This is a genomic window from Nocardia sp. NPDC001965 (assembly GCF_053594175.1).
In genome coordinates this window covers 117,739-143,672 of sequence record NZ_JBSFDZ010000008.1, presented here as the reverse complement: position 1 = coordinate 143,672, position 25,934 = coordinate 117,739, and the positions used below count along the sequence as shown (strand labels likewise).

The 25,934-nt window shown below is 67.8% G+C and carries 23 protein-coding genes; 13 read left to right on the top strand and 10 right to left on the bottom strand.

Going from position 1 to position 25,934, the window contains the following annotated elements; genetic code table 11:
• Nucleotides 1-139 precede the first annotated feature (139 nt).
• Genes ACWCPQ_RS15015 through ACWCPQ_RS15000 form a run of 4 tightly spaced genes read left to right on the top strand, consistent with a single transcriptional unit; the run spans nucleotide 140 to nucleotide 5,731 of the window.
• A complete protein-coding gene (locus tag ACWCPQ_RS15015; protein ID WP_449898899.1) occupies nucleotides 140-601 on the top strand; it encodes a Zn-ribbon domain-containing OB-fold protein in 462 nt (153 codons plus the stop codon).
• Nucleotides 598-1,782: a thiolase C-terminal domain-containing protein gene (locus tag ACWCPQ_RS15010; protein WP_449898786.1), complete on the top strand. Its 1,185-nt coding sequence runs from the start codon at nucleotides 598-600 to the stop codon at nucleotides 1,780-1,782. Before ACWCPQ_RS15015 ends, ACWCPQ_RS15010 begins: the two co-directional genes overlap by 4 nt.
• A gap of 26 nt (nucleotides 1,783-1,808) precedes the next feature.
• Nucleotides 1,809-3,254 carry an aldehyde dehydrogenase gene (locus ACWCPQ_RS15005; protein ID WP_449898784.1) on the top strand — a complete coding sequence of 482 codons (1,446 nt, stop codon included), beginning with the start codon at nucleotides 1,809-1,811 and terminating at the stop codon, nucleotides 3,252-3,254.
• A gap of 29 nt (nucleotides 3,255-3,283) precedes the next feature.
• Nucleotides 3,284-5,731 carry a CaiB/BaiF CoA transferase family protein gene (locus tag ACWCPQ_RS15000; protein WP_449898897.1) on the top strand — a complete coding sequence of 816 codons (2,448 nt, stop codon included), beginning with the start codon at nucleotides 3,284-3,286 and terminating at the stop codon, nucleotides 5,729-5,731.
• Nucleotides 5,732-5,853: 122 nt separating this feature from the next.
• On the opposite strand, the gene ACWCPQ_RS14995 is transcribed toward ACWCPQ_RS15000, so the two are convergent.
• The 5 genes from ACWCPQ_RS14995 to ACWCPQ_RS14975 all read right to left on the bottom strand — a co-directional run bounded on the left by ACWCPQ_RS14995 (nucleotide 5,854) and on the right by ACWCPQ_RS14975 (nucleotide 11,136).
• Nucleotides 5,854-6,150, bottom strand: coding sequence for a hypothetical protein (locus ACWCPQ_RS14995; RefSeq protein ID WP_449898782.1), 297 nt, complete (start codon nucleotides 6,148-6,150; stop codon nucleotides 5,854-5,856).
• A gap of 397 nt (nucleotides 6,151-6,547) precedes the next feature.
• Complete coding sequence (locus tag ACWCPQ_RS14990) at nucleotides 6,548-6,691, bottom strand: hypothetical protein (RefSeq protein WP_449898779.1); 144 nt, start codon at nucleotides 6,689-6,691, stop codon at nucleotides 6,548-6,550.
• Between the two features lie 154 nt (nucleotides 6,692-6,845).
• Nucleotides 6,846-8,378: an amidase gene (locus ACWCPQ_RS14985; protein WP_449898776.1), complete on the bottom strand. Its 1,533-nt coding sequence runs from the start codon at nucleotides 8,376-8,378 to the stop codon at nucleotides 6,846-6,848.
• A 409-nt stretch (nucleotides 8,379-8,787) separates the two neighbouring features.
• Nucleotides 8,788-9,939 (bottom strand): acyl-CoA dehydrogenase family protein, encoded by a 1,152-nt coding sequence (locus ACWCPQ_RS14980; protein WP_449898774.1) that lies wholly within the window; start codon nucleotides 9,937-9,939, stop codon nucleotides 8,788-8,790.
• A gap of 27 nt (nucleotides 9,940-9,966) precedes the next feature.
• Nucleotides 9,967-11,136 (bottom strand): aromatic ring-hydroxylating oxygenase subunit alpha, encoded by a 1,170-nt coding sequence (locus ACWCPQ_RS14975; RefSeq protein ID WP_449898772.1) that lies wholly within the window; start codon nucleotides 11,134-11,136, stop codon nucleotides 9,967-9,969.
• A 153-nt stretch (nucleotides 11,137-11,289) separates the two neighbouring features.
• On the opposite strand from ACWCPQ_RS14975, the gene ACWCPQ_RS14970 reads away from it, so the two are divergent.
• The 3 genes from ACWCPQ_RS14970 to ACWCPQ_RS14960 all read left to right on the top strand — a co-directional run bounded on the left by ACWCPQ_RS14970 (nucleotide 11,290) and on the right by ACWCPQ_RS14960 (nucleotide 14,741).
• Nucleotides 11,290-12,225 carry a GNAT family N-acetyltransferase gene (locus ACWCPQ_RS14970; RefSeq protein WP_449898770.1) on the top strand — a complete coding sequence of 312 codons (936 nt, stop codon included), beginning with the start codon at nucleotides 11,290-11,292 and terminating at the stop codon, nucleotides 12,223-12,225.
• Nucleotides 12,226-12,408: 183 nt separating this feature from the next.
• Complete coding sequence (locus ACWCPQ_RS14965; RefSeq protein ID WP_449898767.1) at nucleotides 12,409-13,233, top strand: mycofactocin-coupled SDR family oxidoreductase; 825 nt, start codon at nucleotides 12,409-12,411, stop codon at nucleotides 13,231-13,233.
• Between the two features lie 14 nt (nucleotides 13,234-13,247).
• Nucleotides 13,248-14,741, top strand: a complete 1,494-nt coding sequence (locus ACWCPQ_RS14960) for an aldehyde dehydrogenase (RefSeq protein WP_449898764.1) — start codon at nucleotides 13,248-13,250, stop codon at nucleotides 14,739-14,741.
• Between the two features lie 89 nt (nucleotides 14,742-14,830).
• Here the strand turns inward: ACWCPQ_RS14960 and ACWCPQ_RS14955 are convergent, their stop codons facing one another.
• From ACWCPQ_RS14955 to ACWCPQ_RS14945, 3 genes are read right to left on the bottom strand one after another with little or no spacing between them, the layout of a single operon-like run.
• Nucleotides 14,831-15,481 carry a TetR family transcriptional regulator gene (locus ACWCPQ_RS14955; protein ID WP_449898762.1) on the bottom strand — a complete coding sequence of 217 codons (651 nt, stop codon included), beginning with the start codon at nucleotides 15,479-15,481 and terminating at the stop codon, nucleotides 14,831-14,833.
• A gap of 31 nt (nucleotides 15,482-15,512) precedes the next feature.
• Nucleotides 15,513-16,424: an alpha/beta fold hydrolase gene (locus ACWCPQ_RS14950; protein WP_449898760.1), complete on the bottom strand. Its 912-nt coding sequence runs from the start codon at nucleotides 16,422-16,424 to the stop codon at nucleotides 15,513-15,515.
• A gap of 21 nt (nucleotides 16,425-16,445) precedes the next feature.
• Nucleotides 16,446-17,231 carry an SDR family NAD(P)-dependent oxidoreductase gene (locus ACWCPQ_RS14945; protein ID WP_449898758.1) on the bottom strand — a complete coding sequence of 262 codons (786 nt, stop codon included), beginning with the start codon at nucleotides 17,229-17,231 and terminating at the stop codon, nucleotides 16,446-16,448.
• 154 nt (nucleotides 17,232-17,385) lie between these two features.
• On the opposite strand from ACWCPQ_RS14945, the gene ACWCPQ_RS14940 reads away from it, so the two are divergent.
• The 6 genes from ACWCPQ_RS14940 (at nucleotide 17,386) to ACWCPQ_RS14915 (ending at nucleotide 23,346) form a co-directional block, all read left to right on the top strand.
• The gene (locus ACWCPQ_RS14940) at nucleotides 17,386-18,336 is read left to right on the top strand and encodes a PDR/VanB family oxidoreductase (protein WP_449898756.1); all 951 of its coding nucleotides are present in this window, start codon (nucleotides 17,386-17,388) and stop codon (nucleotides 18,334-18,336) included.
• Between the two features lie 33 nt (nucleotides 18,337-18,369).
• Nucleotides 18,370-19,161: an enoyl-CoA hydratase-related protein gene (locus ACWCPQ_RS14935; protein ID WP_449898753.1), complete on the top strand. Its 792-nt coding sequence runs from the start codon at nucleotides 18,370-18,372 to the stop codon at nucleotides 19,159-19,161.
• Nucleotides 19,162-19,365: 204 nt separating this feature from the next.
• The gene (locus tag ACWCPQ_RS14930) at nucleotides 19,366-20,232 is read left to right on the top strand and encodes an SDR family NAD(P)-dependent oxidoreductase (RefSeq protein WP_449898751.1); all 867 of its coding nucleotides are present in this window, start codon (nucleotides 19,366-19,368) and stop codon (nucleotides 20,230-20,232) included.
• Between the two features lie 39 nt (nucleotides 20,233-20,271).
• Nucleotides 20,272-21,789, top strand: a complete 1,518-nt coding sequence (locus ACWCPQ_RS14925) for a class I adenylate-forming enzyme family protein (RefSeq protein ID WP_449898749.1) — start codon at nucleotides 20,272-20,274, stop codon at nucleotides 21,787-21,789.
• Nucleotides 21,790-21,794: 5 nt separating this feature from the next.
• Nucleotides 21,795-22,643 (top strand): enoyl-CoA hydratase-related protein, encoded by an 849-nt coding sequence (locus ACWCPQ_RS14920; RefSeq protein ID WP_449898746.1) that lies wholly within the window; start codon nucleotides 21,795-21,797, stop codon nucleotides 22,641-22,643.
• Nucleotides 22,644-22,713: 70 nt separating this feature from the next.
• The gene (locus ACWCPQ_RS14915; RefSeq protein ID WP_449898744.1) at nucleotides 22,714-23,346 is read left to right on the top strand and encodes a TetR/AcrR family transcriptional regulator; all 633 of its coding nucleotides are present in this window, start codon (nucleotides 22,714-22,716) and stop codon (nucleotides 23,344-23,346) included.
• A gap of 311 nt (nucleotides 23,347-23,657) precedes the next feature.
• Here the strand turns inward: ACWCPQ_RS14915 and ACWCPQ_RS14910 are convergent, their stop codons facing one another.
• Nucleotides 23,658-24,419, bottom strand: a complete 762-nt coding sequence (locus tag ACWCPQ_RS14910) for a 3-hydroxyacyl-CoA dehydrogenase (protein WP_449898741.1) — start codon at nucleotides 24,417-24,419, stop codon at nucleotides 23,658-23,660.
• Between the two features lie 26 nt (nucleotides 24,420-24,445).
• Nucleotides 24,446-25,639 (bottom strand): thiolase family protein, encoded by a 1,194-nt coding sequence (locus ACWCPQ_RS14905; protein ID WP_449898739.1) that lies wholly within the window; start codon nucleotides 25,637-25,639, stop codon nucleotides 24,446-24,448.
• Nucleotides 25,640-25,934 lie beyond the last annotated feature (295 nt).

Sequence of the window (25,934 nt, the reverse complement as noted above, 5' to 3'; positions counted from 1 at the left end):
GGGCCCGGAGGCGGTAGCGCAGCGTGACCCCGCAGGGCCCCCGCTCGTGCCCGACGAGCACAGCATGAGCGGGTCGGGCCCGGAGGCGGTAGCGCAGCGTGACCCCGCAGGGCCCCCGCTCGTGCCCGACGAGCACAGCATGAGCGGGTCGGGCCCGGAGGCGGTAGCGCGCGACCTTCCCTGGGGGCCCGCCGAGGACGGGATCGACCAGCCCTATTGGGACGGGTTGGTTGCGGGCGAGCTGCGGCTACAGCGTTGCGGGAACTGCCGGGTGTGGATCTGGGGGCCGCAGTGGATCTGCGGGGCCTGCCACACCTTCGACCCCGGGTGGGAACCCGTCGCACCGGTGGGCACCGTCTACAGCTGGTCGCGCAGTCACTACCCGTTCATCACCGAACTCGCCGACCGCACACCGTATGTGACCGTGCTGGTGGAACTACCCGCCGCCGGACACCGCCGCGTTCTCGGCATCCTCACCGGCGACGATGCCGCCGATGTCCGGATCGGTGAGCGGGTGGCCGGACATATCGAACTCGACGAGGGCGCGACCTGGCCGCTGCTGCGGTGGCGGCGCGACACCACAGAAGGAGCACGATCGTGACCGGTGCATTGCTGCGCGGCGCCGCCGCGGTCGTCGGCGTCGCGGATATCCACTACAAACGCGGTGCCGCCCCGCACGGCGAACTCCGGATGACCCTGGAGGCGATCGTCGCGGCCTGTGCCGATGCCGGGATCTCGCCGCGCGAACTCGACGGTTTCGTGTCCTATGCCGGTGGCGGCCACGACGGTGCCATACTCGGCGGCGCGCTGGGCGTCGAGGATGTGCGCTGGTCGAACATGATGTGGGGCGGCGGGGGCGGCACCGTCGCCGCCGCGATCAACAATGCGGCGGTGGCCATTGCCACCGGTCAGGCCGAATGTGTCGTGGTGTTCCGGTCGATGGCCCAGGAGGACACCGGCCGGCTCGGCTATGCGAAGTACTTCTACGGTTCGCACTACCTCGCGCACGGTGTCGGGTCGCCCGCCCAGGTGTGTGCCCTGCGCACGCAACGGCTGCTCGAACACGACGGGGTACCGCGTGAGGCGATGCGGGCCCTGGTCCTCGCCGCCTACCGGCACGCCCAGAACAACCCGGGCGCGGCCGGATACGGTAAACCGCTCGACGAGCAGACTTACGAATCCTCTCGGATGATCACCGAGCCGTTCCATCTCTTCGACTGCTCCCGGGAGAGCGACGGCGCGGTCGCGCTGGTCCTGGTACCGGCCGAACGGGCCCGCAGCATTCGCCCTGATGCCGCCTATGTGCTGGCCGGAGCGCAGGGTGCGCCGGGCGGTTATTCGTCGATCATCGACAACGACGACCTCTACACCAGCGCGGGTTTCGCGGGCCGACCCGGCCGGCCCGGTGTGGCCGACCGGCTCTGGGCCGCTGCCGGTCTCGGCCCCGACGATATCGATGTCGTGCAGGTCTACGAGAACTTCAGCGGCCCCGCGGTAGCGGCCCTGATCGACCACGGCCTGGCACCGGCGGGCCCGGCGGCGGGGGAGGTGCTCACCGTCGACAACCTGACCGCGGGCGTCGGCAAGCTGCCCGTCAACACCAGCGGCGGAAATATCGCGGATGCGTTCGTGAACGGTATGGGCCTGGCCGTCGAAGCCGTCCGGCAGATTCGCGGCACCTCGACCAATCCCGTCGCGGACGCGCATCTCTCGCTGTTCATCGGCGGGCCGATGGCGCCGCTGGTCAGTTCCACCCTGTTCGGCCGCGAAGAAACCCTCTGACCACCTGCGCACTACCCGAGGACGATATGGACACCACTCTGGACCGCCGCGCGTTGTTCATCGACGGCGAATGGGCGAAGCCGCAGACCGAGGCCACCGTCGAGGTGATCGAGGCGGCCACCGAAACGGTGCTCGGCGTCGCGGCATCGGCGCAGACCGCCGATATCGATGCGGCCGTGGCCGCCGCCCGCCGTGCGCTGCCGGCCTGGCGGGCGCTGAGCTCGACCGAGCGCGCGGTGCACCTCGACCGCTTCGCCGCCGCATTGCGCAGCCGGGCGAAAACGACCGCCGCGCTGGCCAGCCGCGAGAACGGTATGCCCATCTCGTTGTCGATCGATGTCAACGGGTACGCCCCGAGTCTCATGGTCGGCTATTACGCGAACGCGGTGCGCGGTACCGAACGTGATGAGGTGCGGCCGAGCGCGTTCGGGGGTCGCACGGTGGTGCGCCGGGACCCGGTCGGTGTCGTCGCCGCGATCACGCCGTGGAACTACCCGCAATCACTGGCGGCGATGAAACTCGCGCCCGCGTTGGCCGCGGGGTGCGCGGTGGTGCTGAAACCGGCACCCGAAACAGCCTTGGATGCTTACGTTTTCGCCGACGCGGCCCTGGAGGCGGGGCTACCGCCCGGCGTTCTGAATATTGTCGTGGGCGGGCGCGAGGCGGGCGCCCACCTGGTCGAGCATCCGGGTGTAGACAAGGTCGCCTTCACCGGGTCCACGGCGGCCGGGCGAGCCATCGGCGAGGTCTGCGGGCGGCTCCTGCGGCCGGTCACCCTGGAACTCGGCGGAAAATCCGCGTCGATTGTCGCCGCCGACGCCGACCTGGAGGTGTTCGCGGCGAACTTGCTCGAAGTGTCGCTGGTCAACAACGGCCAGACCTGCCACGCCGGTACCCGCATTCTCGCGCCCCGCAGCCGCTACGCGGAAGTGGTGGAGGCGGTTACCGAGACCGTGCGCAACCTGCGGATCGGCGATCCGCTGGACCGCGCCACCCAGATCGGCCCGCTGGTCAGTGCCGCGCAGCGGGACCGGGTCCTCGGCTTCATCGAATCGGGCCGCTGGGACGGCTACCGCGTCACCACCGGCGGCAATATTCCGGCCGACCTGTCCACCGGTTGGTACGTCGAGCCGACGGTTTTCGAAGGCGTCCACAATGCCGCGCGGATCGCCCAGGAGGAGATCTTCGGGCCCGTGCTGACCATCACCCCCTACGACGGTGAAGCGGACGCGATCGAAATCGCCAACGATTCCCGCTACGGACTCGGCGGCGCGGTATGGACCACCGACGAGGAACGCGGCCTGGCCATCGCCGACCGGATCGAATCCGGCACCGTCGGCGTGAACCACTACCAGCTGGACCTGGACGCACCGTTCGGTGGTGTCAAGGAGTCCGGCCTGGGCCGCGAGCTGGGCCCGGAAGGGCTCGCTCCCTACTACACCGCGAAATCCGTCTATTTCGGGACGCGATGAGCACCATGACGGATGGAACGGAGTCGACGATGACCCTCCCGCTGCACGGCGTCCGTGTCCTGGACCTCACCGACGGGCTGGGTGAATCCTGCGGTCGCTACCTCGCCGATCTGGGCGCGGAGGTGATCCGCGTCGAACAACCCGGCGGGTCCGCTTCGCGGTCGGCCGAACCTGTCGTGGGCGGGGTGGGCATTCCGTTCGCGCTGCGCAATGCGAACAAGCTCGCTGTCACCGCCGACCTCACCACCGAGACCGGCCGGGAACGGTTGCGTGAACTGGCCGCCACGGCGGATATCCTCGTCGAATCCCAGCAGCCGGGGCGGTTGACCGGCCTGGGCGTCGGTCCGGACGGAATACGCTCCGGTGTACCGAGTTTGGTATGGGTGTCGATCAGCGGCTTCGGCCAGGACGGCCCCTACCGTCATTGGCAGGCCACCGAACCCGTCCTGTACGCCCTGTCCGGTGTGCTGTCCCGATCCGGTGCTCCCGGTGCGGAACCGTTGCTCCCGCCCGCCGGGCTGATCGAGGAAACGGTGGGTGTGCACGCCGCCTGGGCCGCGCTGCTTGCGTATCACCGGCGCCTCGACACCGGTCGGGGTGACACCGTCGATCTCTCCGCCTTCGAGACGATCGTGCACGGTTTCGATCCCGGTTTCGGCACCCAGGGATCGGCGGCGGCCGGACGCTCGGAGGATTTCCCGCGCGGGCGACCCGACGCGGCGAACTTCTATCCGGTGTTCCCGTGCCGCGACGGCCGGGTCCGGATCTGCATGCTGGCGAAACGGCAGTGGCGCGGTATGTTCGAATGGCTCGGGGCCCCCGCGGAATTCGCCGACCCGAAGTACGACACGATCCCCGCGCGGTTCGCCGCGGCGGACACCCTGCACCCCCTGATCGAAAAGCTCTTCGCCGAATACACCCAAGCCGAACTCGTGGCCGAAGGCGCCCGCCGCGGTGTCCCGGTCGGCGGAGTGCACACGCTCACCGAGGTACTCGAAACAGAACACTTCGCAGCGTCCGGCGCCCTCGTGGACACCGAAATCGGTGCGGGTGTGCGCGCTCGGGTCCCCTCCGGCTATGTCTCGTTCGACGGCCGCCGGATCGGATTCCGCACACCGGCCCCCGAACTCGGCGAACACGACAACACCGAACTCCCGCGGGCTCGCGCCGAGTTCTCCGCGACCACCCACACCGGTGACATTGTGAAGCGCCGCGAATCGTCCGGGACCGGCGCTTCGGCCCCCGCCACCGAAATGGCTCCGCTCGCGGGCTTGCGTGTACTGGACCTCGGGGTCATCGTGTTCGGGGCCGAGCTGAGCCGGCAGTTCGCCGACTACGGCGCCGACGTCGTCAAAATCGAGAACGCGAACTTCCCGGACGGCCTGCGCCAGTCCCGCCGCGGTTCCGCGCTCGCCGCCTCCGTCGCCTGGGGACACCGCAACAAACGCAGCCTCGGCCTGGACCTGCGCAGTGCCGACGGTATCGCGGTCTTCCGTCGGCTGGCCGCCGATGCCGACGTGGTGCTCGCCAACTTCAAACCCGGCACCCTCGCCTCCATGGGCCTGTCCTACGACGTGCTCGCCGAGCTCAACCCGCGCCTGGTCGTCTCCGAATCCAGCGCCTTCGGCAGCACCGGCCCCTGGCGCACTCGCCTCGGCTACGGCCCCCTGGTCCGCGCCTCGTGCGGAGTCTCGGCCCTCTGGCGCTACCCGGATGACGCCGAACTGCTGTGCGACGGCCAGACCGTCTACCCCGACCATATCGCCGCCCAGGTCACCGCGGTCGCGGTACTCGCCACCCTGATCGGCCGCCGCCGCACCGGCCGCGGCACGCATATCGAAGTGGCACAGGCCGATACAGCCCTGGTCCACCTCGGCACCCAACTGGTGACCGAAGCGCTGCGCCCGAGTACGGTCACCGCCCCCGGTAACGCCGATCCGTACGCGGCCCCGAGCGGTGTCTACGCCTGCGCGGGCGACGACGAATGGTGCGTCGTCACGGTACGTGACGACCACCAGTGGGCCGCGCTCTGCGGGGTACTCGACCGGCCGGACCTGTGGTCGGACCCCAGGTTCTCGACCGCCGCGCACCGCATCGCCAACAGAGCGGAACTCGACCGGATCGTCGCCACCTGGCTCGGCGACCGTGACCCCCAGGAGGCGGCCGCCGAATTGCAGGCGGCGGGCGTTCCCGCCGGCGCGATGCTGCGGCTCCCACAACTGCTCACCGACCCGCACCTGACCGCCCGCGCCACCTACACCCAGGTCGAGCACGACCGACTGCCCATGAGCCTGCCCGCCGCCGCCCGCGCGGCCGTATTCACCGGTATCGCCGATCCGCCGACCCGCCAGGCCCCGCTCGCCGGGGAGCACACTCGGGAGATCTGCCTCGAGCTCGGTATGGACAGCGCCGAAATAGAGGCGCTGATCGGGACCGGTGTCCTCCAGCCCTCGGCGCCGCAGCCGGCCGCCGGATAGCTCGACAGGACGTTCAGTCCGGGGCCACAGGGATGACGACCGGCCATTTGCCGCCGACCGTACCCACCGGCAGTTCGACCGGGAAGAAGTCCGGAGTTCGCGGAAGCCCCTCCGGAACCTTCTCACTGGCACAGGTTCCCGATCGGACCGTCCGAGGTGATGATTTCCGACAGTGCGATGACCTCCCGCCACTGCCGGTCCTTCGCTATCCGTGTGGTGGTGAGGTATGGGACAACTACGACTACGGCGCTGTGCTCAACGATGTGTTGCACGGCAATGAGCGTGGCGAGCTTCGACGATTCGGTGTCGGTGAATACCGTGTAGACGACCTCGAGCCGATGCCGATCTGCCAGGCACTGGATTTCGCGGCCCGGGGTGTCGGGACGGCACAGTACTACCGCGCGCCGCGGGGCGGTCACGGTCGTGCCTGCTGGGTGTATCGGACGGCAAAGTCGTAACGCTGGCCCACGTTCCCGGTAGCCGTGGCTCGGGCGATGTGGAGATGTCCTGTCATCAGGCTGAACAGATACTTCCCTTGATACCGCAGGTGGGTCTGCGCGGTGCCGTAGTCTGCTCGACACCATTCTGGCCGAGCTGCAGCGGTATCGCAGAACCGTTGCGGTCCGGAACCTCGTGGACAAGGTTCGATCGGTCCGGCAGGTCGAAGTCTGCTGATCAGGACGTATGGAAGACCGTTCAACCGCTTTGTCGGCCAGGGCAGACCTGCGCACCGAAACATATGATTCCCGAGCTGCCACCTTGATGATCCAAGCCGCGAACCGGACCAATGAAGCACTTCATGGCCATGCAGATCAGTCACCGCTTTCCCCCGACGAGTTCTCGCGTGAACGCCTCGGCCGGTTCGTCGTCGCCTATCTGGATGCCGTCCCGATCGGCTGTGGCGGCTACCGCCGCCACCACGATGACGAGAGTGGTACCACGGCCGAGATCAAACGGCATGGATACCGACATATTGGAGGTCGAGCCTGCACGGTCTGCCCGGTTCAAGCCGCCGGCTGGAGTCGATGTCCGCTATTGGTGTAGAGCTTGCGCCGGTGCGATCGGATCTGCTCCGGTCGGCAGGTCGCCCTCGCGTCGGGCGCGGGCGACGCGGTCATCCCATCGCATCCCCGGGTAATACGCTCTGTTCCGGTGCCCGGAAGCCGCCGATCTTCTGTTCGAGCAGTTCGGCCAGCCGCAGCGGGGTGCGGTCCTCGAACATCGGACCGATGAGTTGCACCCCTACCGGGAGCCCCTCGGGCGAGCGGCCCGCCGGGACGGCGGTGGCGGGCAGACCGGGCATGGTGGCCACACCGGCCCAGACGAGCTGGTCGAAGTAGGGGTACTCGATGCCGTCGATGTCGATGTGCCGGTCCTCCAGACCTCCGTCCTGGTTGTGTGGAAAGGCTGGAGTGGGCGTGATGGGGCACACCACGGCATCGAACTCGGTGAAGAGCTGCCGCCAGCCGTGGCGGTGGAGTTCGCGACGGTTGTTCGCCTCGACCCAGCCGCGGTGGCTGAGCACCATGCCGCGCAGCCGCGCCGCATCGAGACTCCGGTCGTCCGCGCCCAGGGGGTTGGCAGCTGACGGAGCTTGCGGAGTCTGCGGGGTGGGTGAGTTCAGCGCGGCGGCCTGGGTACGCAGCTGCTCATACACCTCGACGGGAAGACCCGCGGCGGCGTTCGACAGCATCAGCAGCATGTAGAGCGTTGCCGCTTCGGACAGATCGGGCAGCAGTGGACTGTGGCGTTCGACGCGGACACCCTCGTCGACGAGTGCCTCGGCGACCCGGTTCACGCCGGCCCGCACCGCCGATCCGGTCGGAATGAGCGGATGGTCCTCGATGACCAGGACCCGGAAGTCCGACAGCTGCTCGTGGCGCGCGGGCGGCAGCGCGATGTCGTAGGCGAGGCCGTGGGTCAGCGGGTCCGGTCCGGCCATCACGTCTAGCAGCAGCGTGAGGTCGCGGGCGGTGCGGGCCATCGGGCCGACGACGGCGAGGTCGAGGTCGATGGGCAAGGCCGGTGCGGGCGGCGCGACCATACCGCGGGTCGGCGCCAGCCCGAGGGTCGGTTTGTGCGCGTAGATTCCGCAGAAATGCGCGGGGGTGCGCAGCGAACCGGCGAGGTCGGAGCCGATGGACAGCGCGCCGAATCCGGTCGCCAGGGCCGCCGCCGAACCGCCGGAGGACCCACCCGACGTGCGGCTGTGATCCCACGGATTGTTGGTGGTGCCGTAGATCTCGTTGAAGCTCTGGATATCTCGCAGGATCTCCGGCACATTGGTCTTCCCGAGGATCACCGCGCCGGCGGCCTTCAACCGCGACACCTGTACCGCGTCCTCCGCCGGTACGTAGTCCGCGTGCTGCGGTATGCCCCAGGTCGTGGGCAGCCCGGCCATATCGTAGGACTCCTTGACCGTCACCGGAATGCCGAGCAGCGGCCGATCCTCGCCGCGGGCGCGCGCCCGGTCTGCGGCGCGCGCGGCGGCCCGTGCGCGGTCGAAGTCCGGTACACAGATCGCGTTGATCGCCTCGTCGTCGCGCTCGATGCGACCGATCGCCTCGTCGGTCAGTTCCACCGAGGTGACGTCACCGGAGTGCAGGGCGGCCGTGAGTTCTTCCGCCGAATGAAAACTCCAATTCATGAAATCCGACGCTATCGGTCCGCCGGAGAGGGCATAAAATGCCACGTCACACAACAGAAAGTCGAACGGACCACCCACACCGGTGAAGCCACCCGTTCGTTCCGCACTCGAGGAAGTCTCACCGCAGGTCGCAGCGTCGGCAGCGGGCGGGCTCCCCGAGCGCGGGGCATAGGGCAGCCGCGCCGTGCAACAGGACGTATGTCTCACCACTCAGCCGTGTTCCCGCCCCGCGACAGGCTGTCCGCCCGACCATCGGCCGAGACGGCACGCGGTGGGAGCGGCGCTGGGCCGGTAGTCCAGGACACCTTCATCCGACAGCGTCGTCGGCCGAGACGCGGGTGGCCGTACCGGCGGCGGGACAGCGGTCCCGACGGCACGGCCGTCGGTGCGGGTGAAGGCCCCGGATCGGTCAGCTCTTCAGCAGGTCGCGGTGGATGATCTCTTTCATGATCTCGTTCGTACCGCCGTAGATCCGCTGGATCCGATGATCGAGATATGCCCGGGCGACCGGGTACTCCATCATGTAGCCGTAGCCGCCGTGGTACTGGACGCCCGCGTCGATGACCCGGCTCTGCAATTCCGTCGCCCAGAGCTTCGCCTTCGCGGCGTCCACCGCGGTCAGGGTGCCGCGGTTGTGTTGCCGGACGCAGCGGTCGAGGTAGGCGCGGGAGACCTCCACGGCGGTGCGCAGCTGCGCGAGATCGAACCCCATGCCCTGGAATTCGCCGATCCGTTTGCCGAACGCCCGGCGCTCCTTCACGTAGTCCATGGTCCAGCCGAATACCGCTTCGGCCGAAACCTGGGCCGCGATACCGATACCGAGGCGTTCCAGGGGCAGCGACTGCATGAGGTAGGCGAATCCGGCGCCGCGCTCGCCGAGCAGGTTCGCGGCCGGTACCCGGACATTGTCGAAGAACAGTTCCGCGGTGTCCTGGGCGTGCAGGCCGACCTTGTCGAGTTTGCGGCCGCGGGTGAAACCGGCGGTACCGTCCTCGACCACGAACAGGCTGAACCCCTGGGACCCGGCGTCGGGATCGGTCTTGGCGAAGACGATCACCAGGTCGGCGAGGATTCCGCTGGTGATGAAGGTTTTGGCGCCGTTGATGATCCATTCGTCACCGTCGGGTACTGCGGTGGTGGTGGCCGCGCGCAGATCGCTGCCCGCGCCGGGCTCGCTCATCGCGATGGCGCCGATGGTCTGCCCGCTGACGAAACCGGGCAACCAGCGCCGCCGCTGCTCGTCGGTGGCGTGGCGGAGCAGGTAGTTGAGGACGATATCGTCGTTGGTGGAGAAACCGGACTGTAGTGCCGAGGCGCCGGCGCGGGCGATTTCCTCCTGGATGATCACGCGATAGCGGTAGTCGGTTTCGGCGGGGCCGCCGAATTCCTCCGGGACGGAAAGGCCGAGAATGCCCTGGCGGCCGGCGGCGAGCCAGATATCGCGGTCGATGAGACGCTGCGCGTCCCACTTCTCCATATTCGGTACGACGTATTTGTCGACGAATCCGCGTACGGAGGCGCGGAACAGCTCGTGGTCGTCGTCGAAGAGATCGCTCTCCACAGTCGGGTCTCCTTGGTTCTCGAGGTCTCAGGGCCGGGTGAGCAGTTGCTGTACGCCGCGCCGGAACACCTGATTGGCGACTTCGTTGCGGCCCAGAATCAGTCGTCCGGCGTTCGCGCTGGCCATACTCACCTGCGAATCGCGCAGTAGCGGGAAATCCTCGGCGTGCAGCACGGCCAGCAGGATCTCCCAGTTCTTGTCCCACAGCCGGGTCCAGCGCTCCTCGGTCATCTCGGTGTCCTCCACCTTGGGCACAATCAGCCGCATCTCCATCCGGCTGCGCTGCGGGTCGGTCGGATGGGGCCGGAAGGTGAGCAGCTGGAAGTGGTCGGGCTGGCGCAGCAGGGTGCTGTTGGGTAGCAGGAAGTGGGTCTCGGTGACGTGGTTCGCGAGGCTGCGGTCGCCGGGATCCTCCTCGATCCAGCGGTCGATCGATTTGCGGGGGGCGATGAAGCGGCAGTGCCGGCCGAAATCGTCGAAGGCCAGCACGTTGGTGTGGATATGCTTGGCCGCGGTGTTGGGGTGCGCGTACTGGATGTGGTAGCCGTCGAGAAAGGCGTCCTGCATGATCTTCCAGTTCACCGGCTCGTCGAAACCCTCTCCTTGCACTGTTACCAGCGATTCGAGGTTGTAGGACGCCAGGACCGCGTCCATATCGGGCCCGAGCCAGGCGGCGACGTCGATCTCGGCGTCGGCGTCGTCGATCACCCAGATGAAGCCGTGGCGCTCCTCGGTGGGTAGTGCGATGAGGCCCATCTCCGCCCGTTCGGCCTCGCCGAAGGTGTTGTCGCGGGTGATGGTGCGCAGACTGCCGTCGGTGTCGTAGGACCAGCGGTGGTAGGGGCAGGAGAACAACCGGCACCGGCCCTTCTCCTCCTTCTCGACCATCGCTCCGCGGTGACGGCACAGGTTGACCAGGGTTTTGACGCTGCCGTCGCGCTGCCGGACCACGATCACGTTGTTCCGGGGCAGTTGCAGGGTGAAGAAATCGCCGGCGCGCGGAATTTCGGAACCGTGCGCGACGATGCTGGGCACCCGGCCGAAGATCAGATCGCGTTCGCGCTTGGCGACCGCGGTATCGGTGAACTCCTCCGGTTCGAACCAGGTGGTGTGTTCGAACTCGTCGGTGGTGTCGTTACGCAGGTGGTCGAGGGTGCGGCGAATGCGCTCCTCGCGGGGTGCTCCGACCTCGGTCATCGGGTTACCTCCAATCTGGTGCGCGACGGCGTGACCGCCGCCGATCCTTGCTTAAATCTAACCTAGTTAGTTTTAGCTGTAAAGCTCGGGCATTGCCCCGGAAACCGACTACCGTTAGATTTATTGGCATATTCCGCTCGTCGAGGAGTATGGATGATCTCTTACCGGTGGCGCCCCGAACTGGACGCCGAGGAGCTCGCGCAGGTAACCGCGCTGGTCGGCGCCGCGGCCGAATACGATGCCGAGGCGGGTTTCTCCACCGTCGGCGCGAGCGTCCCGGCCGAACGTGCGCACGAGGGCGTCCGCATCGCTCACCTGACCGTTCGGGCCCGGCGCGACTCGAGTGTGCACGCCGATGCCCCATGGGTGACCGTGGCCTACCTGAACCTCCGGGTGGATCCGGACGGGCGGGGCAGCGTGCGATTCGTGGTGCATCCGGACTACCGGTCGCGCGGTATCGCCACCCTGCTCGTCGAAGAGCTGGGTCTGGACACTGCCGCTCCGGACGGCTGGTGCGGGACCGGTGCGCGAATATTGCGCGCCTGGGCCCACGGCACCCATCCGGCCACCGAACGGCTGGCCGCGCGATTCGGTATCGCCGCGGTCGACCGGCAGTGGACGCTGGTGCGGCATCTGTCCGGGCCCTGGGCCGTGCCGCTCGGCGAGGTCGACGCCGGGCTCGGCATACCGGAATCGCACTCTGCCGACGGGTGGGCCGACGCCGCGGAGTTCGCGGCGGCGGTGCTGCCGGATTCGTCCGGAGCGGCCTCGGTATCCGGGTCCGGCCGGGTCATCGCCGTACGGGACGCGGACGGCCCGGCCGGACTGGTCCGGTTCGACGAGCAGACGGTGCCCTACGCCGAATTCCGTGGTACTCGGATCCGGGTCGCCGCCGTCGCGCCGCGGGCACGGGGCCGCGGACTCGGCTCGGCGCTACTGATGCGTGCCCTGGGTGAGATGCGCGCCGCCGGGGCGCAGGTGGCGCTGATCCGGGTGGACCCCGCGCGGGAGCGCGCTGTCCGGATGCTCCGGCTGCTGTCCTTCGAGCAGGAGGAAACGCATACGTTGTTCGGTGTCGCTGGTACATGAGATAAAAAACGTTTTCTGTCCGGTGTTGACCGAAGCGACCTCCCGCAGTACCTTGTTGTGACGCCACTCACAGCCTCTCGGCATCGGCGCCCCGCCCGCGACAACAGCGAGCGGCCGGTTCGGTCGGGGAAATTCCGCCCCGGCACCGAGCAATTCGAAAACCTCAGCGAGAAAGAGAAATTCATGAAACGTCTCGACGGCAAGGTCGCGTTCATCACCGGTGTGGCGCGCGGCCAAGGGCGATCGCACGCCGTCCGGCTCGCCGAAGAAGGGGCCGCGATCATCGGGATGGATATCTGCGCGCAGATCCCCTCGGTGTTCTACCCGATGGCCACCGAAGAGGATCTCGCCGAAACCGTGCGCCTGGTCGAGAAGGCGGGCGGCCGGATCGTCACCGGTATCGGCGACGTCCGGGATCGAGCGGATATCCAGCGTGCCTACGATGCCGGTCTCGCGCAGTTCGGTCATGTCGACACCGTGGTCGCCAATGCCGGCATCATGCCGGTACTGGACAAGGGGAGCGAGCCGCAGGCCTGGCACGACGCCGTCGACACCATGCTCACCGGCGTCTGGCATACCTTGGAAGTCACCGTGCCGGGCATGATCGAGCGCGGCGAAGGTGGTTCCGTCGCGATCACCAGCTCCGCCGCCGGGTTGCGCAGTATCGGCCTGAGCACATTCCCCGGACAGGCCGGGTACTCGGCCGCCAAACACGGAGTCGTGGGGCTCATGCGGCTGTATTCGAAACAACTCGCGAAACATTTCATCCGCGTCAACACCATCCATCCGACCGGGGTGAATACGCCGATGGTCGCCAATGCCGAGTACGGCGCGTTCGTCAACGCGAACCCCGATGTGGCAAATGACGACGCGTACAAGAACCCGATGCCGGTCGAATTGGTCGAGGCGATCGATATTTCCAACGCGCTGGTCTTTCTCGCCTCCGACGAAGCCCGCTACATCACCGGCGTCACCCTGCCCGTCGACGCCGGCTACAACAACCGCTGAGAAAGGCTTATGCCGTGACAACCACCGACACCACTCTTTCTGCGCCGCCGGTCGCCGACCGCGAGCAGGTCTTCATCGGCGGCCGCTGGACCGATTCGACCGGCGACGAATGGATCGAACTGGTCGATCCGTGGAGCGAGCAGACCGCGGCCCGTATCCGCAGCGCCACCGAGCACGATGTCCGGGACGCGGTGGACGCGGCCCGGCGATCGTTCGACTCCGGAGTCTGGGCCGGGAAGTCCATGGCCGAACGGGCGGAGGTGATCGACGAGATCGCGAACCGGCTCGAACAGCGGCAGAACGAACTCACCACCATCGGCGTTCTCGAGGTGGGGATACCGGTGACGGTCAGTGCCGGTACTCAGCAGATGACCGCAGCGCTGTTCCGCGCCGTTGCGGAAGAAGCCCGCAGCTTCGCGGTACGCGAGGACCGGCCGCGCGCCGACGGTGGAATCTCGCGCATCCTGTCCGAACCCACCGGTGTCGTCGCGGCGATCATCCCGTGGAACGGTCCCATCGGGACGATCGCGTTCAAGGTCGCGCCCGCGCTCGCGGCGGGGTGCTCGGTGGTCCTCAAGGGTGCCCCGGACGCGCCACTGTCCCCGGCGGTGTTCGCCGATGTGATCGCCGAACTCGTTGCCGAGGGCCGAATTCCGGAAGGTGTGGTGAGCGTGCTCATCGCCGATCGCGAGGTGTCGGAGACCCTGGTCACCAACCCCGGCGTCGACCACATCACCTTCACCGGCTCCACCGTGGCCGGGCGGCGGATCGCCTCGCTCGCCGGTGAGCGGATCGCCCGGGTCTCGCTGGAACTGGGTGGTAAATCCGCGGCCGTCATCCTGGACGACGCGGATCTGGACCACGTCCTGCAGTCGCTGCCGATGGGTGGCTGTATGCAGTCGGGGCAGGCGTGTATCGCGCTGACCCGCGTGCTGGTATCGCGTAAGCGCCACGACGAAGTCGCCGCGGCGTTGTCGGCGGCCTATTCCGCACTGCCGATGGGCAATCCGTGGGCACCGGAGAACTTCCTCGGCCCGCTCGCCGGAGCACGCCATCGCGAACGCGTTCAGGGCTACATCGAGGCCGCGGTACAGGACGGCGCCACCGTTCTCACCGGGGGCGGGCGTCCGGAAGGGCTGGATCAGGGCTATTTCGTCGCACCCACCTTGATCGACGGAGTGCGCAACGATATGCGCATCGCCCAGGAGGAAGTGTTCGGGCCCGTTATCTCGCTCATCACCTACGAGGACGAGGACGACGCGGTGGCGCTCGCCAACGATTCGATCTACGGCCTGTCCGGTGCGGTGTACACCGAGGATCTGGAACGCGGTTACGCACTGGCCCAGCGGATTCGGACCGGGACCGTGAGTGTCAACGGGTCGGTCATCGATTTCACCTTGCCGTTCGGTGGCTACAAGCAGTCCGGTATGGGCCGGGAAGGCGGTGTCGAGGGACTCGCGGAGTTCTTCGAGACGAAAACGGTTCATATGCCCGCGCCCGCACAATAGCGACTGCCTACCCGCGCAGGAGCCGACACTGCGCCGGATCGGCCGGTACGAGGAAGCTCCCCCTCGTGCCGGCCGAGTTCGTCTCGGGATCAGGCGGATGCGGTGGTGGCCGGCACCGCGATCTTCGCGTCGCGCATCACGCCGTGCAGGAAGCTGCGCACCATTTCCTCGAACAACTGCTTCGAGGTCTTGGTGTTCTCCGCCAGCGCATCGGCCAGCACCGGCTGGGATGTCGCATCGACATTCGGGAAGATCGTGGTCCGGGTACTGGGCCCGCGCATCGCCTCGGTGAGTGCGGCACCCACGGTGATCCGCTCCATCCCGTCGAGAATCTGTACGTGCAGGTGGGCCGGCACCCCCGAATCCGCCAGGAATCGCGCCGTTTCCTCGTAGGTGCTGATGAGCAGGTCCCGGGGCAGGTACTGCAGCAGGATCGGCGCGGCATTGCGATGCCGCAGAATCGAGCGGCGCAGATTCATCGCCAGCGCGACGAAGAACTCCGGCCAGTCCGGCCCGGGCTTGCGGCGCGGAATGCTGCCCGCCCCGGCGATCTGGCGGGCGACAGCGGCCAGGATCTCCGACTTGTCTGCGAAATGGTGGTACAGGGAGGGTGCGCGCACGCCCAGATGTTTGGCCAGTCGCGGCAGGCTGAAGGCATCCAGGCCCTCGGTATCGATGATCTCGATGGAGGCCGCCACTACAGAGGAGCGGCTGATCAGCGGTTGCGACGGGCGAGGCATAGGTGGCTTTCCGCTCGGGTCGCCAGGCGATTTACCTAGCGTCGTGAGGTTGATCGTAGCGTGCGGCCGGTCCGGGCCGGGGAGGTGACACCGACTCGTCGAGGAAGGCGAGCAGCCCCTCGGCCAGCACAGCGTTGTCGTCGCCGCCGACCATATGGCCCGCGCCGTCGACGCCGATAAGGCGGGCGTGCGGGATCAGTTCCAGTAGATCGCGGACGCCCTCGGGCCCCACCACATCCGATTGCCGTCCCTGGATCAGCAGGGTGGGCACCGTGATCCGCCGGGCCGCCGCACGTGCCCGCTGTTCCCGGGCCTCGGCCCGATCGGGACCGTTGTCGCGATGGCTGATCACCCGCGGATCCCAGTGCCAGTACCAGCGGCCGTCCCGCAGCCGCAGATTCTTGCGCAGTCCGTCGGGGCGTGGCGGGCGTGGCCGGTGTGGGTTGTACGCGGCGACGGCTGCGGCCGCCGCGTCCAGCGAATCGAAACCGGACAGGCCGTCGCGCATGAACGTGGTGACCCGTTCCACGCCGTCCGTTTCCGCTACCGGTGTGATGTCGACCAGCACGAGCGCGCGGGCCAGGTCCGGGTGCGCGCCCTGGGCGAGGAGTCCGGCCATCCCGCCCATCGAGGCGCCGACCACAACGGGTGACTGCCCCAGATCCGCGATTACCGAGACCAGATCCCGGGCGTGGGCGGCCAGCGAATAGTCGCCGTCCGCGGCCCAGTCGCTGTCACCGTGGCCACGGGCATCCAGGGTCAGCGCGCACCAGCCGTCGGCAGCAAGATGGAGGCCGGTGCGTCGCCTGGAATGCCGCGTCTGCCCGCCTCCGTGCAGGAGCAGTACGGTGCCGCGTCCCTTGCCCGCCGCGGGATCGAAGCGTTCGGCGACGAGTCCGACGCCCGCGCCCCGTAGGCGGACAACCGTGCCGGTCGAGGTCATATGCGAGAGCCTTTCTGCTGCTCAGTGACCGGAGGTGCCGCCGTCGACGGCCAGGGTGGATCCGGTGATGTAGCCGGAGGCCGGGCCGGCGAGAAATACCACCGCCGTATCGATCTCGCGCTGAGTGGCGGTGCGGCCGAGTGGGCAATCCCGTAGGAATGTGTCGAGGGTGTCGCGGGACATCTCGCCGATCATGTCGGTGTCGACGAAGCCCGGTGCTATCGCATTGACACGGATCCCTTTCCGCCCGGCCCACTGGTTCGAGAGATCGCGCGTGAGCCCGATGAGTCCCGCCTTGCTGGACGCGTAGGCGGCCTGTGGCAGCACCGATTTGATCAGCCCGAGCATGCTCGCGATATTGACGATGCTCGATCCCGGACGCATCACTCGCGCACACGCCTGCGCCGCCCAGTACGCGCCGAACAGGTTGACCTCGAGTACCTTCCGGTAGTCGCCGGGGTTCTCCCGGGTGGCCGGCGCGGTATGCGAGACACCCGCATTGTTGACCAGCACATCGAGTCGGCCGAACTCCGCGACGGCGGCGCGTGCCAGTGCCTCGCACTGGCCGGGGTCGGTGATATCGGTCGGTACGACCAGGCAGCGGCGCCCTCGGGCCGTGACGCCGGCGGCCACCTGCTCGAGGTTGTCCCGTCGCCGTCCCGCGACCACGATATCGGCGCCCGCCTCGGCCAGCGCGTGGGCGAATCCGGCGCCGAGTCCGCTGCCCGCCCCGGTGACCACGGCCACGCGTCCGGTCAGGGAAAAGAGGTCCAGCAGCGATCCGCTCGGCGGTGCAGTCGTATCCATCCACCCGGCTCCTTTCGTCTCGTTGTTTAGCTAACAACATTAGTTTTATCAACGCAAGAGCTTTGGTGGGCGATCCGTTCGCATGGCGCTTGCCATTGGATAATCTAAAGCCATAAGATTTAATGAAAAGTGATTCCAGTGGACGGGAGCGGTGATGAGCGATACTCGGGCGACCCGCCGGATGTGTGTGATCGGTAAGGAATCGGCCGCGGACGGTGTCGTCACCGTGACGCTCGCCGAACCGGACGGCGCGACCGTGCCGGAGTGGGAGCCCGGCGCTCATATCGATCTCGTCCTCGGTGACATCACCCGGCAGTATTCGCTGTGTGGCGATCCCGGAGACCGCTCGTCGCTGCGTGTCGCGGTGCTGCGTGAACCCGACGGGCGGGGCGGATCGGTCTACGTCCACGACAAGCTGGACATCGGCGATCTGCTCGAGGTCGGTGGGCCCCGCAACAATTTCACGCTGGTGGAGGCGCCGTTCTACCTGTTCGTCGCCGGCGGGATCGGCATCACCCCGTTGCTGCCGATGCTGGCTTCGCTCGCCGGACAAGGGCGGCCGTGGCGATTGTTGTACGGCGGGCGGTCGCGGGGGAGTATGGCCTTCGCCGCCGATCTGGCGCGCGCGTATCCAGAGCAGGTCCGGGTGAGTCCACAGGACGAATGCGGCCTGCTCGACCTGGCGACCGCTCTGGACGGCACCGAGCCGGGTACCGCGGTGTACTGCTGTGGTCCGGAGCCGCTACTCCAGGCGATCGAAGCCGGTTGCCGGGAACGCGATCACCTCAGTTTGCATGTCGAACGGTTCGCTCCCAAGGAAGTCGCCGCGGCGTCCACCGGCGCCTTCGAGGTCGAACTGGCACGCGCCGGCACGGTGGTGACGGTCGCGGAATCGGAGTCGGTGCTCGACGCCCTGCAGCGCAGTGGTGCCGATGTCGACTTCTCCTGCCGGGAGGGCACCTGCGGTACCTGCGAAGTCGCCGTCCTGGCCGGCCGTCCGGACCACCGCGATTCCGTACTCACCGAGGACGAGCAGGCGGCGAACGACGCCATGATGATCTGCGTTTCCCGCAGTTGCACGCCTCGTCTCGTGCTCGATCTCTGACCCACGCCCCGCGTCGTCCGTTCAGGAGGAACCGTGTCCCTGCCCCAGCCCCCGGCGCTGTACGAAGTGCGCGATCATATCGCTCTCATCACCCTGAACCGCCCCGACGCCCTCAATGCCGTGAACGCGGCGTTGTCGGCGGCGGCCGGAGCCGCCCTGGAGCGGGCCGCCACCGACCCGCAGGTCCGGGTCGTGGTGATCACCGGCGCCGGGCGAGGATTCTGCGCGGGTGCGGACCTCAAGGAGATCGCCGCCGGCCGCAGCATCTACGACCCGGATCATCGGGAGTGGGACTTCGCCGGAATCGTGCGGCATTGGATCGGCAAACCGGTGATCGCCGCGGTCAACGGGTTCGCGCTCGGGGGCGGTACCGAGATCGTGCTCGCCGCGGATCTCGCCGTGATCGACGAGAGCGCCACGCTGGGATTGCCCGAGGTCCGGCGGGGACTGCTCGCCGCCGCGGGTGGCCTGCTCCGGATCCACCGCCAGGTGCCCGCCAAGGTCGCCGCCGAGATCGCGTTCACCGGGGAGCCGATCTCGGCGGCCCGGGCATACGAGCTGGGTCTGGTCAACAAGATCGCTCCGGCCGGTGCCGCGCTCGCGGTCGCCCACGAGTTGGCGGGCGTGATCGCCGCGAACGCGCCGGTATCGGTCCAGCAGAGCAAGAAAGTACTGCACGAGAGCGCCGCCTCGGACACCGGTTGGTCGGCGGCGGAATGGGAGGTGAACCGCGCGGCTGCGAAAGTGGTCATGTCCAGTGCGGATGCCCAGGAAGGGCCGCGTGCGTTCGCGGCGAAACGGAAGCCGCAGTGGACCGGTCACTGAGTGTCCCGGATGGTCTTGTTTATCAAATTACAAATCTTGATTGACGTATCACAGCTACTTCTGTAGCGTGAGTCACACGGCGACCGGTCCCCGCGGCCGCCTCGACTCGCACCGTGACTCCATACCGGTGCACTCGACTCGAATCATCCAGAATCACCGACGCCGGAGACCCGGCCGTCACTTCGTGGGCAAAGGAGCTCGCAGATGAAACTCCAGGACAAGGTCGCGATCATCACCGGCGGCGGCTCCGGCCTCGGTCGGCAGTCCGCTCAGCTGTTCGCCGCCGAGGGCGCGCGCATCGGTGTCGTCGATATCGACCCCGAGCGCGCGAAGGGCACCGTCGAACTGGTGCGGGAGCAGGGCGGCGAAGCCATCGCCCTGGGCGCCGACGTGAGCGTGAAGGCCGAGATCACCGAGGCGGTGGCCCGCACCGTCGCCGAGTTCGGGAAACTCGACATCATGTTCGCCAACGCGGGCGTCGTCTCCCGCGGCGGTGTCCCGTCGGTGGCCGGGGGCGAGCAGGTCGCGTTCGAGGATCTCACCGAAGCGGATTGGCACCATGTGCTCGGCGTCAACCTCAGCGGCGTCGTGTACGCGGCGCAGGCCGCCGTCCCGGCGCTCGAGGCCAACGGCGGCGGGGTCATCCTCGCGACCTCCTCGGCCGCGTCGATCGCCGCCTATCACAGCATCGCGATGTACTCGGCGACCAAAGCCGGCGTCAACGGTCTGGTGCGCGGTTTGAGTCTCGACCTCGGTAAACGCGGTATCCGGGTCAACGCCATCGCTCCCACACACGGGATGTCGCCGAACTTCCTGGCCCCGGCCGGCACCCCGGTGGTCGGCAAGTCCTACGAGGAGGTCGCCGGGCCGTGGGAACCGGCGGTTTCGCCGATTCCGCTGAAGCTGAACCGCCCGCCCTCGCTGCTGGACAACGCCCGCGCCGCCCTGTTCCTGGTATCCGACGATTCTGCGTATATCTCCGGGGTCACCCTGCCCACCACGGACGGCGGCACTCTGTCCCGGGTCGCGATGTGGTTCGACGAGGACCGCGGCTTCACCGAGGCTTCCTGAGCTGCCCGATCCCACGCCGTTCACAGAAGAAGGACAACGATGGCTGCGACAATCGGGTCTGCACTGTACTGGTGGGCCGATACCAAAGGTGATCAGCGCGCACTGATCGTCGAAGACGAGGCGCTCACCTACCGGGAACTACAGGACTGGTCGAGTCGCGTGGCCCGGCGCCTGGCCGAGGCCGGAATCGCCCCCGGTGAGCGGGTGGGCGTACTCGGCCCGAACTCGCTGATCTGGCCGGTGCTGGCGCTGGGAGTGCTCAAGGCGGGCGCGGTCCTGGTACCACTGAACCCCAGGCTCAAACCGGCCGAATTGCGCAAAGTGCTCGATGATTCCGGTGCAGTGCTGGTCATCGCTCCGGCCGAATACGCCGAGCCGATCGCGCATACCCGGGAGCTGGGCGATGATTTCGCGGCGCGGTTCTTCGACGACTTCATCGGCCTGCGTGCCGGGGGACGCGATGATTTCCGCATCGACGTCGACCGGGACGATCCGGTCGCGCTCCTGTTCACCAGTGGTTCCACCGGTCTGTCGAAGGGCGTCATCTGCACCAACCGGACGCTGCTCGATATCGTCTTCGAGGCCACGCTCACAGAGGAGGGGCTGCGCCCCGGCTCGACGTCGCTGCTCCTGCTTCCGCTGGTGTTCACGCCGGGCGTGGTGTGGGGGCTGGTCATGGCCGTGGTGCTGGGTAACACGCTGGTGGTCGAGAAAGAGTTGCGGCCGGAGCGGGCGGTCGCGCTGATCGGCGAGCACCGGGTGAACACCCTGTTCGGTGTGCCGCTGGTCTTCGAGGCCATCGCCCGCACTCCCGCCTTCGCCGATACCGATGTCTCGTCGTTGCGTACCGCCATCGTCGGTGGCGCGGCGGTCGCGCCGGCACTGCTGAAGACCTGGGCGGACAAGGGGGTGGAGCTGCGCCAGATCTATGGGATGACCGAAGCGGGCGGTGTCGCCACCGCGACCAAACGCGCCGAGACGTTCACCCACCCCGACACCTGCGGCGCCGGCTCGATCTTCAGCGAGCTGAAGGTGATCCGTCCGGACGGTACCGAGGCCGATCCCGCCGAGGAAGGGGAGATCGTGCTCCGCGGGCCGGGCGTCACCCCCGGCTACTGGAACGATCCCCGGTCCACCGCGCAGGCATTGCGGGACGGCTGGCTGCACAGCGGCGATCTGGGCACTCGCGACGAGAACGGCCGGATCAAGTTCGTCGACCGGATGAAGGATCTGATCATCACCGGCGGTATCAATATCTCGCCGGTCGAGATCGAACGAGTGATCGGCGAACTCGCCGGCGTGGCGGAGGTCGCGGTGATCGCCGCACCCGATGAGCGCTTCGGCGAGACACCGGCCGCCATCGTCACCGCCGACGGTGACGTCGATGCCGCTGCGGTGGTGGCGCACTGTGAACGGCTGATGGCCGACTACAAGGTGCCCCGGTATGTGGTGGTCCGGTCCGAACCACTGCCCCGGCTGCCCAACGGCAAACTGTCCAAAACCGCGGTACGCGACGAATACCGTGACGTGGCAGACCGATTCGTAAAGGTGCGCTGAGTTCGATGACCGTTACCTCCGACGACTCCCCGGTGCTCCTGGAGCGGGACGGCGAGATCGCGATCCTGCGGCTGCACCGGCCCGATCGGCTCAATGCCTTCACCGATCGGATGTGCGAGCAATTACTCACCGCCATGGACGAGATCGACGCCGACGATTCGGTGCGCGCGGTGGTGCTCACCGGTTCCGGCCGGGCGTTCTGTGCCGGTGCCGACCTGGCCGCGGGCGGTGCCACCTTCGCACTCGGCGCCGATCCGGCCACCGGCAACGCACCGGCGGATCAGGGCGGTCTCGTAGCCTTGCGTTTCTACCGGTCCACCAAACCGATCATCGCCGCGATCAACGGCCCGGCGGCGGGCGTCGGGGTCACCATGACGCTGCCGGCCGATATCCGGATCGCCTCGGACACTGCGAAATTCGGTTTCGTCTTCACTCGGCGGGGCCTCGTGCCCGAGGCTTGTTCGTCGTGGTTCCTGCCACGGATCGTCGGTATCTCCACCGCGCTGGAGTGGACCCTGAGCGGGCGGATGGTCGGTGCGGACGAAGCCCGCGACGGTGGTCTGGTGCGCGAGATCGTACCGGCCGCCCGGATGCTCGAACGGGCGCTCGAACTCGCCCGCGAGCTCGTCGACGGGACCTCGCCGGTCTCCGTCGCGCTCACCCGCAGACTGATGTGGCGGATGCTGGGCGCGGGCGATCCCGAGACGGCCCACCGCGCGGATTCGCTCGGTATCTATCTGCGGGGAGTGTCCGGCGATGTCCAGGAGGGCGTCGAATCGTTCCTGGAAAAACGTGCCCCGCGATTCCCCGACCGGGTCTCCGCAGGTCTGCCCGACCTGTTCGGTGACTCGTAGCCGCAATCCCGATTGCTAACATTCACCGGTCTCGGCAGCCCGCCGGGTGCAGGACAGGAGGGGTGCGGACATGGCTCGACGGCGAACCGGAAGCGTCCTCAGCGAGGACCCCGAGGAAGCGCGCCGCCAGATCCTCACGGCCGCCGAGGTGGTGTTCGAACGCTACGGCGTCGCCAAGACGACCATGGACGATATCGCCAAGGAAGCCAATGTCTCCCGGCCCACCGTCTACCGCTACTTCGGCGACCGTGACAGCCTGATCACCGCGTTGATCGAGGTCCGGGCGCGGGCCATGTTCACCCGCGCCCGGATCTTCCTGCGTAAACGCGAAACCTTCGCCGAGCAGGTCGTCGACGGACTGATCTATCTGGTGAACATCGGCCGCAAGGATCCGGTGGTGCGGTTGATCGTGAGCCCCGAGCATATGGATCTGGCCACCGCGCTGGTCGGCAGTTCCGGGCTCGCGGCCCGGCTCACCGAAGAGATGTGGGCGCCGGTACTACAGGAGGCGCGCGCCCGCGGTGAAGTGCGCGAGGACCGGACCGATACCGAGATCTGCCAGTGGATCGCCCTGGTGGAACTGATTCTGGTGGGCCGGATGGATTTCGGCTCCGATTCCGACCCCGACCACCGGCGAATGCTGACCAAGTTCCTGTTGCCGGGGATCGTCACGCCCGCCGCCGCGGCCCGCGCGGGTATCTGACGCCCAGCGGCCGGTTCCTTCGTACCCGCACCGACTCCGCGTCGTCCCCAACGGCGGCAATGGATCCGCGGGCAGCTCGACCAGCTCCTGCCGACAGAGTCGGCCCGCCCGGTGGGTACGCCGGCGGGCCGTCAGTGACGCATATCGTCTCGGAGAACCGACGTGGAGACGGGTCCGGGTCGTGATGGTGTGGGGATATTCGTGGCCGGCGACCGGACGCGGCAGTCCGCGTCCCGATCACCGTGCCGAGAACCCGGGCGCCCCCGCGTCCGGAGACCGCCCCGATACTCGCCCTTCGCTTGCCGACTCGATCAGCGAGGCGCCATCCGGATCGCCCCGTCGAGTCGGATGGTCTCACCGTTGATCATCGGGTTGGTCACGATATGCGCGACGAGCGCTCCGTATTCGGCGGGATCACCCAGCCGCGACGGGTGCGGAACCTGCGCCCCGAGCGACTGCTGGGCCTCCTCGGGCAGCGAACCGAGCAGCGGGGTCCGGAAGAGCCCGGGCGCGATCGTGTTGACCCGGATCAGCAGCGCGGCGAGGTCCCGGGCGATGGGCAGGGTCATTCCGACGACTCCGCCTTTGGACGCGGAATAGGCGGCCTGCCCGATCTGCCCCTCGAACGCGGCGACCGAAGCGGTGTTGACGATGACACCGCGTTCCTCGCCGACGGGTTCGTTCTTCGCGATCCGTTCGGCGGCCAGCCGCAGCACATTGAAGGTGCCCACCAGATTCACGTTGATCACCTTGGTGAACTCGGCCAGCGGGAACGCACCCTGCTTGCCCACGGTCTTGATCGCATTGCCGATTCCGGCGCAGTTCACCGCGATCCGCAGCGGCCCCAGGGTCTCGGCGGTATCGAGTGCGGCGGCGATCGCCACTTCGTCGGTGACATCGGCGGGCGCGAAACGGACCCGGTCGCCGAGTTCCGCGGCGACCTTCGCGCCGGCGGAGGACGGCAGGTCGACGATGACGATCCGAGCACCTTCGGCGAGCAGTGCCTTCGTCGTCGCCAGACCGAGTCCCGATGCGCCGCCGGTGACGACGGCGACAGTGTCTTCGATGCGCATGGTAGTTCCTATCCGGATGGGTGGGTTCAGAGTCGTTCGATCACAGTGGCATTGGCCATTCCGGCTCCCTCGCACATCGTCTGCAGGCCGTAGCGGCCGCCGGTGCGCTCCAGGTGATTCACCAGAGTCGTGAGCAGGCGCGTACCGGACGAGCCGAGCGCGTGACCGAGCGCGATAGCACCACCCACCGGGTTGAGCCGGGCCGGGTCCGCGCCCAATTCGTGGGCCCAGGCCAGCGGCACTGGTGCGAACGCTTCGTTCACCTCGTAGGCGTCGATATCGTCGATCCCGAGTCCGCCCTTGGCGAGCGCTTTGCGGGTGGCGGGGATGGGTGCGGTGAGCATGAACACGGGATCGTCCCCGGCCACGGCGAAGGAGTGGAACCGTGCTCGCGGGCGCAGTCCGAGCCGGGACGCCGCCGCTTCGCTCATGATCAGTACCGCCGACGCGCCGTCGGTGAGCGGTGAGGAGTTGCCCGGGGTGATCTGCCACTTCGCCTCGGGGAAACGCGCCGCGAATTCGTCGGTGCGGAACGAAGGGCCGAGACCGGCGAGGCCCGCGGCGCTGGTCGCGGCGCGGACCGTCTCGTCCTCGGTGTGTGAGACGGTGGCGCCGGCGGCGTCGACCACATCGATCGGTACGATCTCCCGATCGAACCAGCCCGCTGCGCTCGCATGCGCGGCCCGCTGGTGGGATTGCGCGGAATACCGGTCCAGGGTTTCCCGGTCCAGTTTCCATTTCGCCGCGATGAGCTCGGCGGAGATGCCCTGATGCACCAGACCGTCCGGGTAGCGGGCGGCGATTCCGGGGCCGGCGGTATCCCGGCCGATCGGGGAGGTGCCCATCGGAATCCGGCTCATCGACTCGACGCCGCAGGCGATAACGATATCGTAGGCCCCGGCCAGCACGCCCTGGGCGGCGAAATGCGCGGCCTGCTGGCTGGAACCGCATTGCCGGTCGATGGTCGTGGCCGGTACCGAGTCGGGAAAGCCGGCTGCGAGCAGCGCCGTCCGGGAGATATTGAGCGCCTGCTCACCGACCTGCTGGACGCAGCCGCCGATCACGTCGTCGACCTCGGCCGGATCGATCCCGGTGCGTTCGATCAGGCTGCGCAGCACATGCGCCAGCAATTCCACCGGATGCGTCGCGGACAGTGCTCCACCCGCCTTCCCCTTACCGGAGGCGAGGCGGACGGCGTCCACGATCACCGCGTTCGGCATATGCATTCCTTTCGTCCACTGCGGCCCGAGGGTCGGCCCGCATGCCCGGCGAACCCACCGGAGTCGGCAGGAACTTCCTGGTCCGGCAGTCGGGCGAACCTCTAGATATCTATCACCATTAGGTTTTATGGTCAATGGCGGAGGGGGGTCGGTCCGGAGCGGTGCGACGTCGAGGAAGCGGAGTTTGTGTGGATGTAAGCGTCCGGGGGATGTGCGTGGTCGTGGCTCGGCAACCCCGAATTTCGACTTGACCTTCCATCGGGTGTCAGGTGCAGGTCGGTGGCATGGACGACGA

Coding starts and splice junctions, on each gene's coding strand:
- ACWCPQ_RS14950 (WP_449898760.1), bottom strand. CDS start 16,424: ATGACCTCGACCGGCACGGTTGTCCGCCTACGGGGCGCGGGCGTCGGA.
- ACWCPQ_RS15000 (WP_449898897.1), top strand. CDS start 3,284: ATGACCCTCCCGCTGCACGGCGTCCGTGTCCTGGACCTCACCGACGGG.
- ACWCPQ_RS15005 (WP_449898784.1), top strand. CDS start 1,809: ATGGACACCACTCTGGACCGCCGCGCGTTGTTCATCGACGGCGAATGG.
- ACWCPQ_RS14975 (WP_449898772.1), bottom strand. CDS start 11,136: ATGACCGAGGTCGGAGCACCCCGCGAGGAGCGCATTCGCCGCACCCTC.
- ACWCPQ_RS14910 (WP_449898741.1), bottom strand. CDS start 24,419: ATGCGCATCGAAGACACTGTCGCCGTCGTCACCGGCGGCGCATCGGGA.
- ACWCPQ_RS14940 (WP_449898756.1), top strand. CDS start 17,386: ATGAGCGATACTCGGGCGACCCGCCGGATGTGTGTGATCGGTAAGGAA.
- ACWCPQ_RS14990 (WP_449898779.1), bottom strand. CDS start 6,691: ATGCCGTTTGATCTCGGCCGTGGTACCACTCTCGTCATCGTGGTGGCG.
- ACWCPQ_RS14925 (WP_449898749.1), top strand. CDS start 20,272: ATGGCTGCGACAATCGGGTCTGCACTGTACTGGTGGGCCGATACCAAA.
- ACWCPQ_RS14985 (WP_449898776.1), bottom strand. CDS start 8,378: ATGAATTGGAGTTTTCATTCGGCGGAAGAACTCACGGCCGCCCTGCAC.
- ACWCPQ_RS14905 (WP_449898739.1), bottom strand. CDS start 25,639: ATGCCGAACGCGGTGATCGTGGACGCCGTCCGCCTCGCCTCCGGTAAG.
- ACWCPQ_RS14915 (WP_449898744.1), top strand. CDS start 22,714: ATGGCTCGACGGCGAACCGGAAGCGTCCTCAGCGAGGACCCCGAGGAA.
- ACWCPQ_RS14955 (WP_449898762.1), bottom strand. CDS start 15,481: ATGCCTCGCCCGTCGCAACCGCTGATCAGCCGCTCCTCTGTAGTGGCG.
- ACWCPQ_RS15015 (WP_449898899.1), top strand. CDS start 140: ATGAGCGGGTCGGGCCCGGAGGCGGTAGCGCGCGACCTTCCCTGGGGG.
- ACWCPQ_RS14930 (WP_449898751.1), top strand. CDS start 19,366: ATGAAACTCCAGGACAAGGTCGCGATCATCACCGGCGGCGGCTCCGGC.
- ACWCPQ_RS14920 (WP_449898746.1), top strand. CDS start 21,795: ATGACCGTTACCTCCGACGACTCCCCGGTGCTCCTGGAGCGGGACGGC.
- ACWCPQ_RS14970 (WP_449898770.1), top strand. CDS start 11,290: ATGATCTCTTACCGGTGGCGCCCCGAACTGGACGCCGAGGAGCTCGCG.
- ACWCPQ_RS14965 (WP_449898767.1), top strand. CDS start 12,409: ATGAAACGTCTCGACGGCAAGGTCGCGTTCATCACCGGTGTGGCGCGC.
- ACWCPQ_RS14945 (WP_449898758.1), bottom strand. CDS start 17,231: ATGGATACGACTGCACCGCCGAGCGGATCGCTGCTGGACCTCTTTTCC.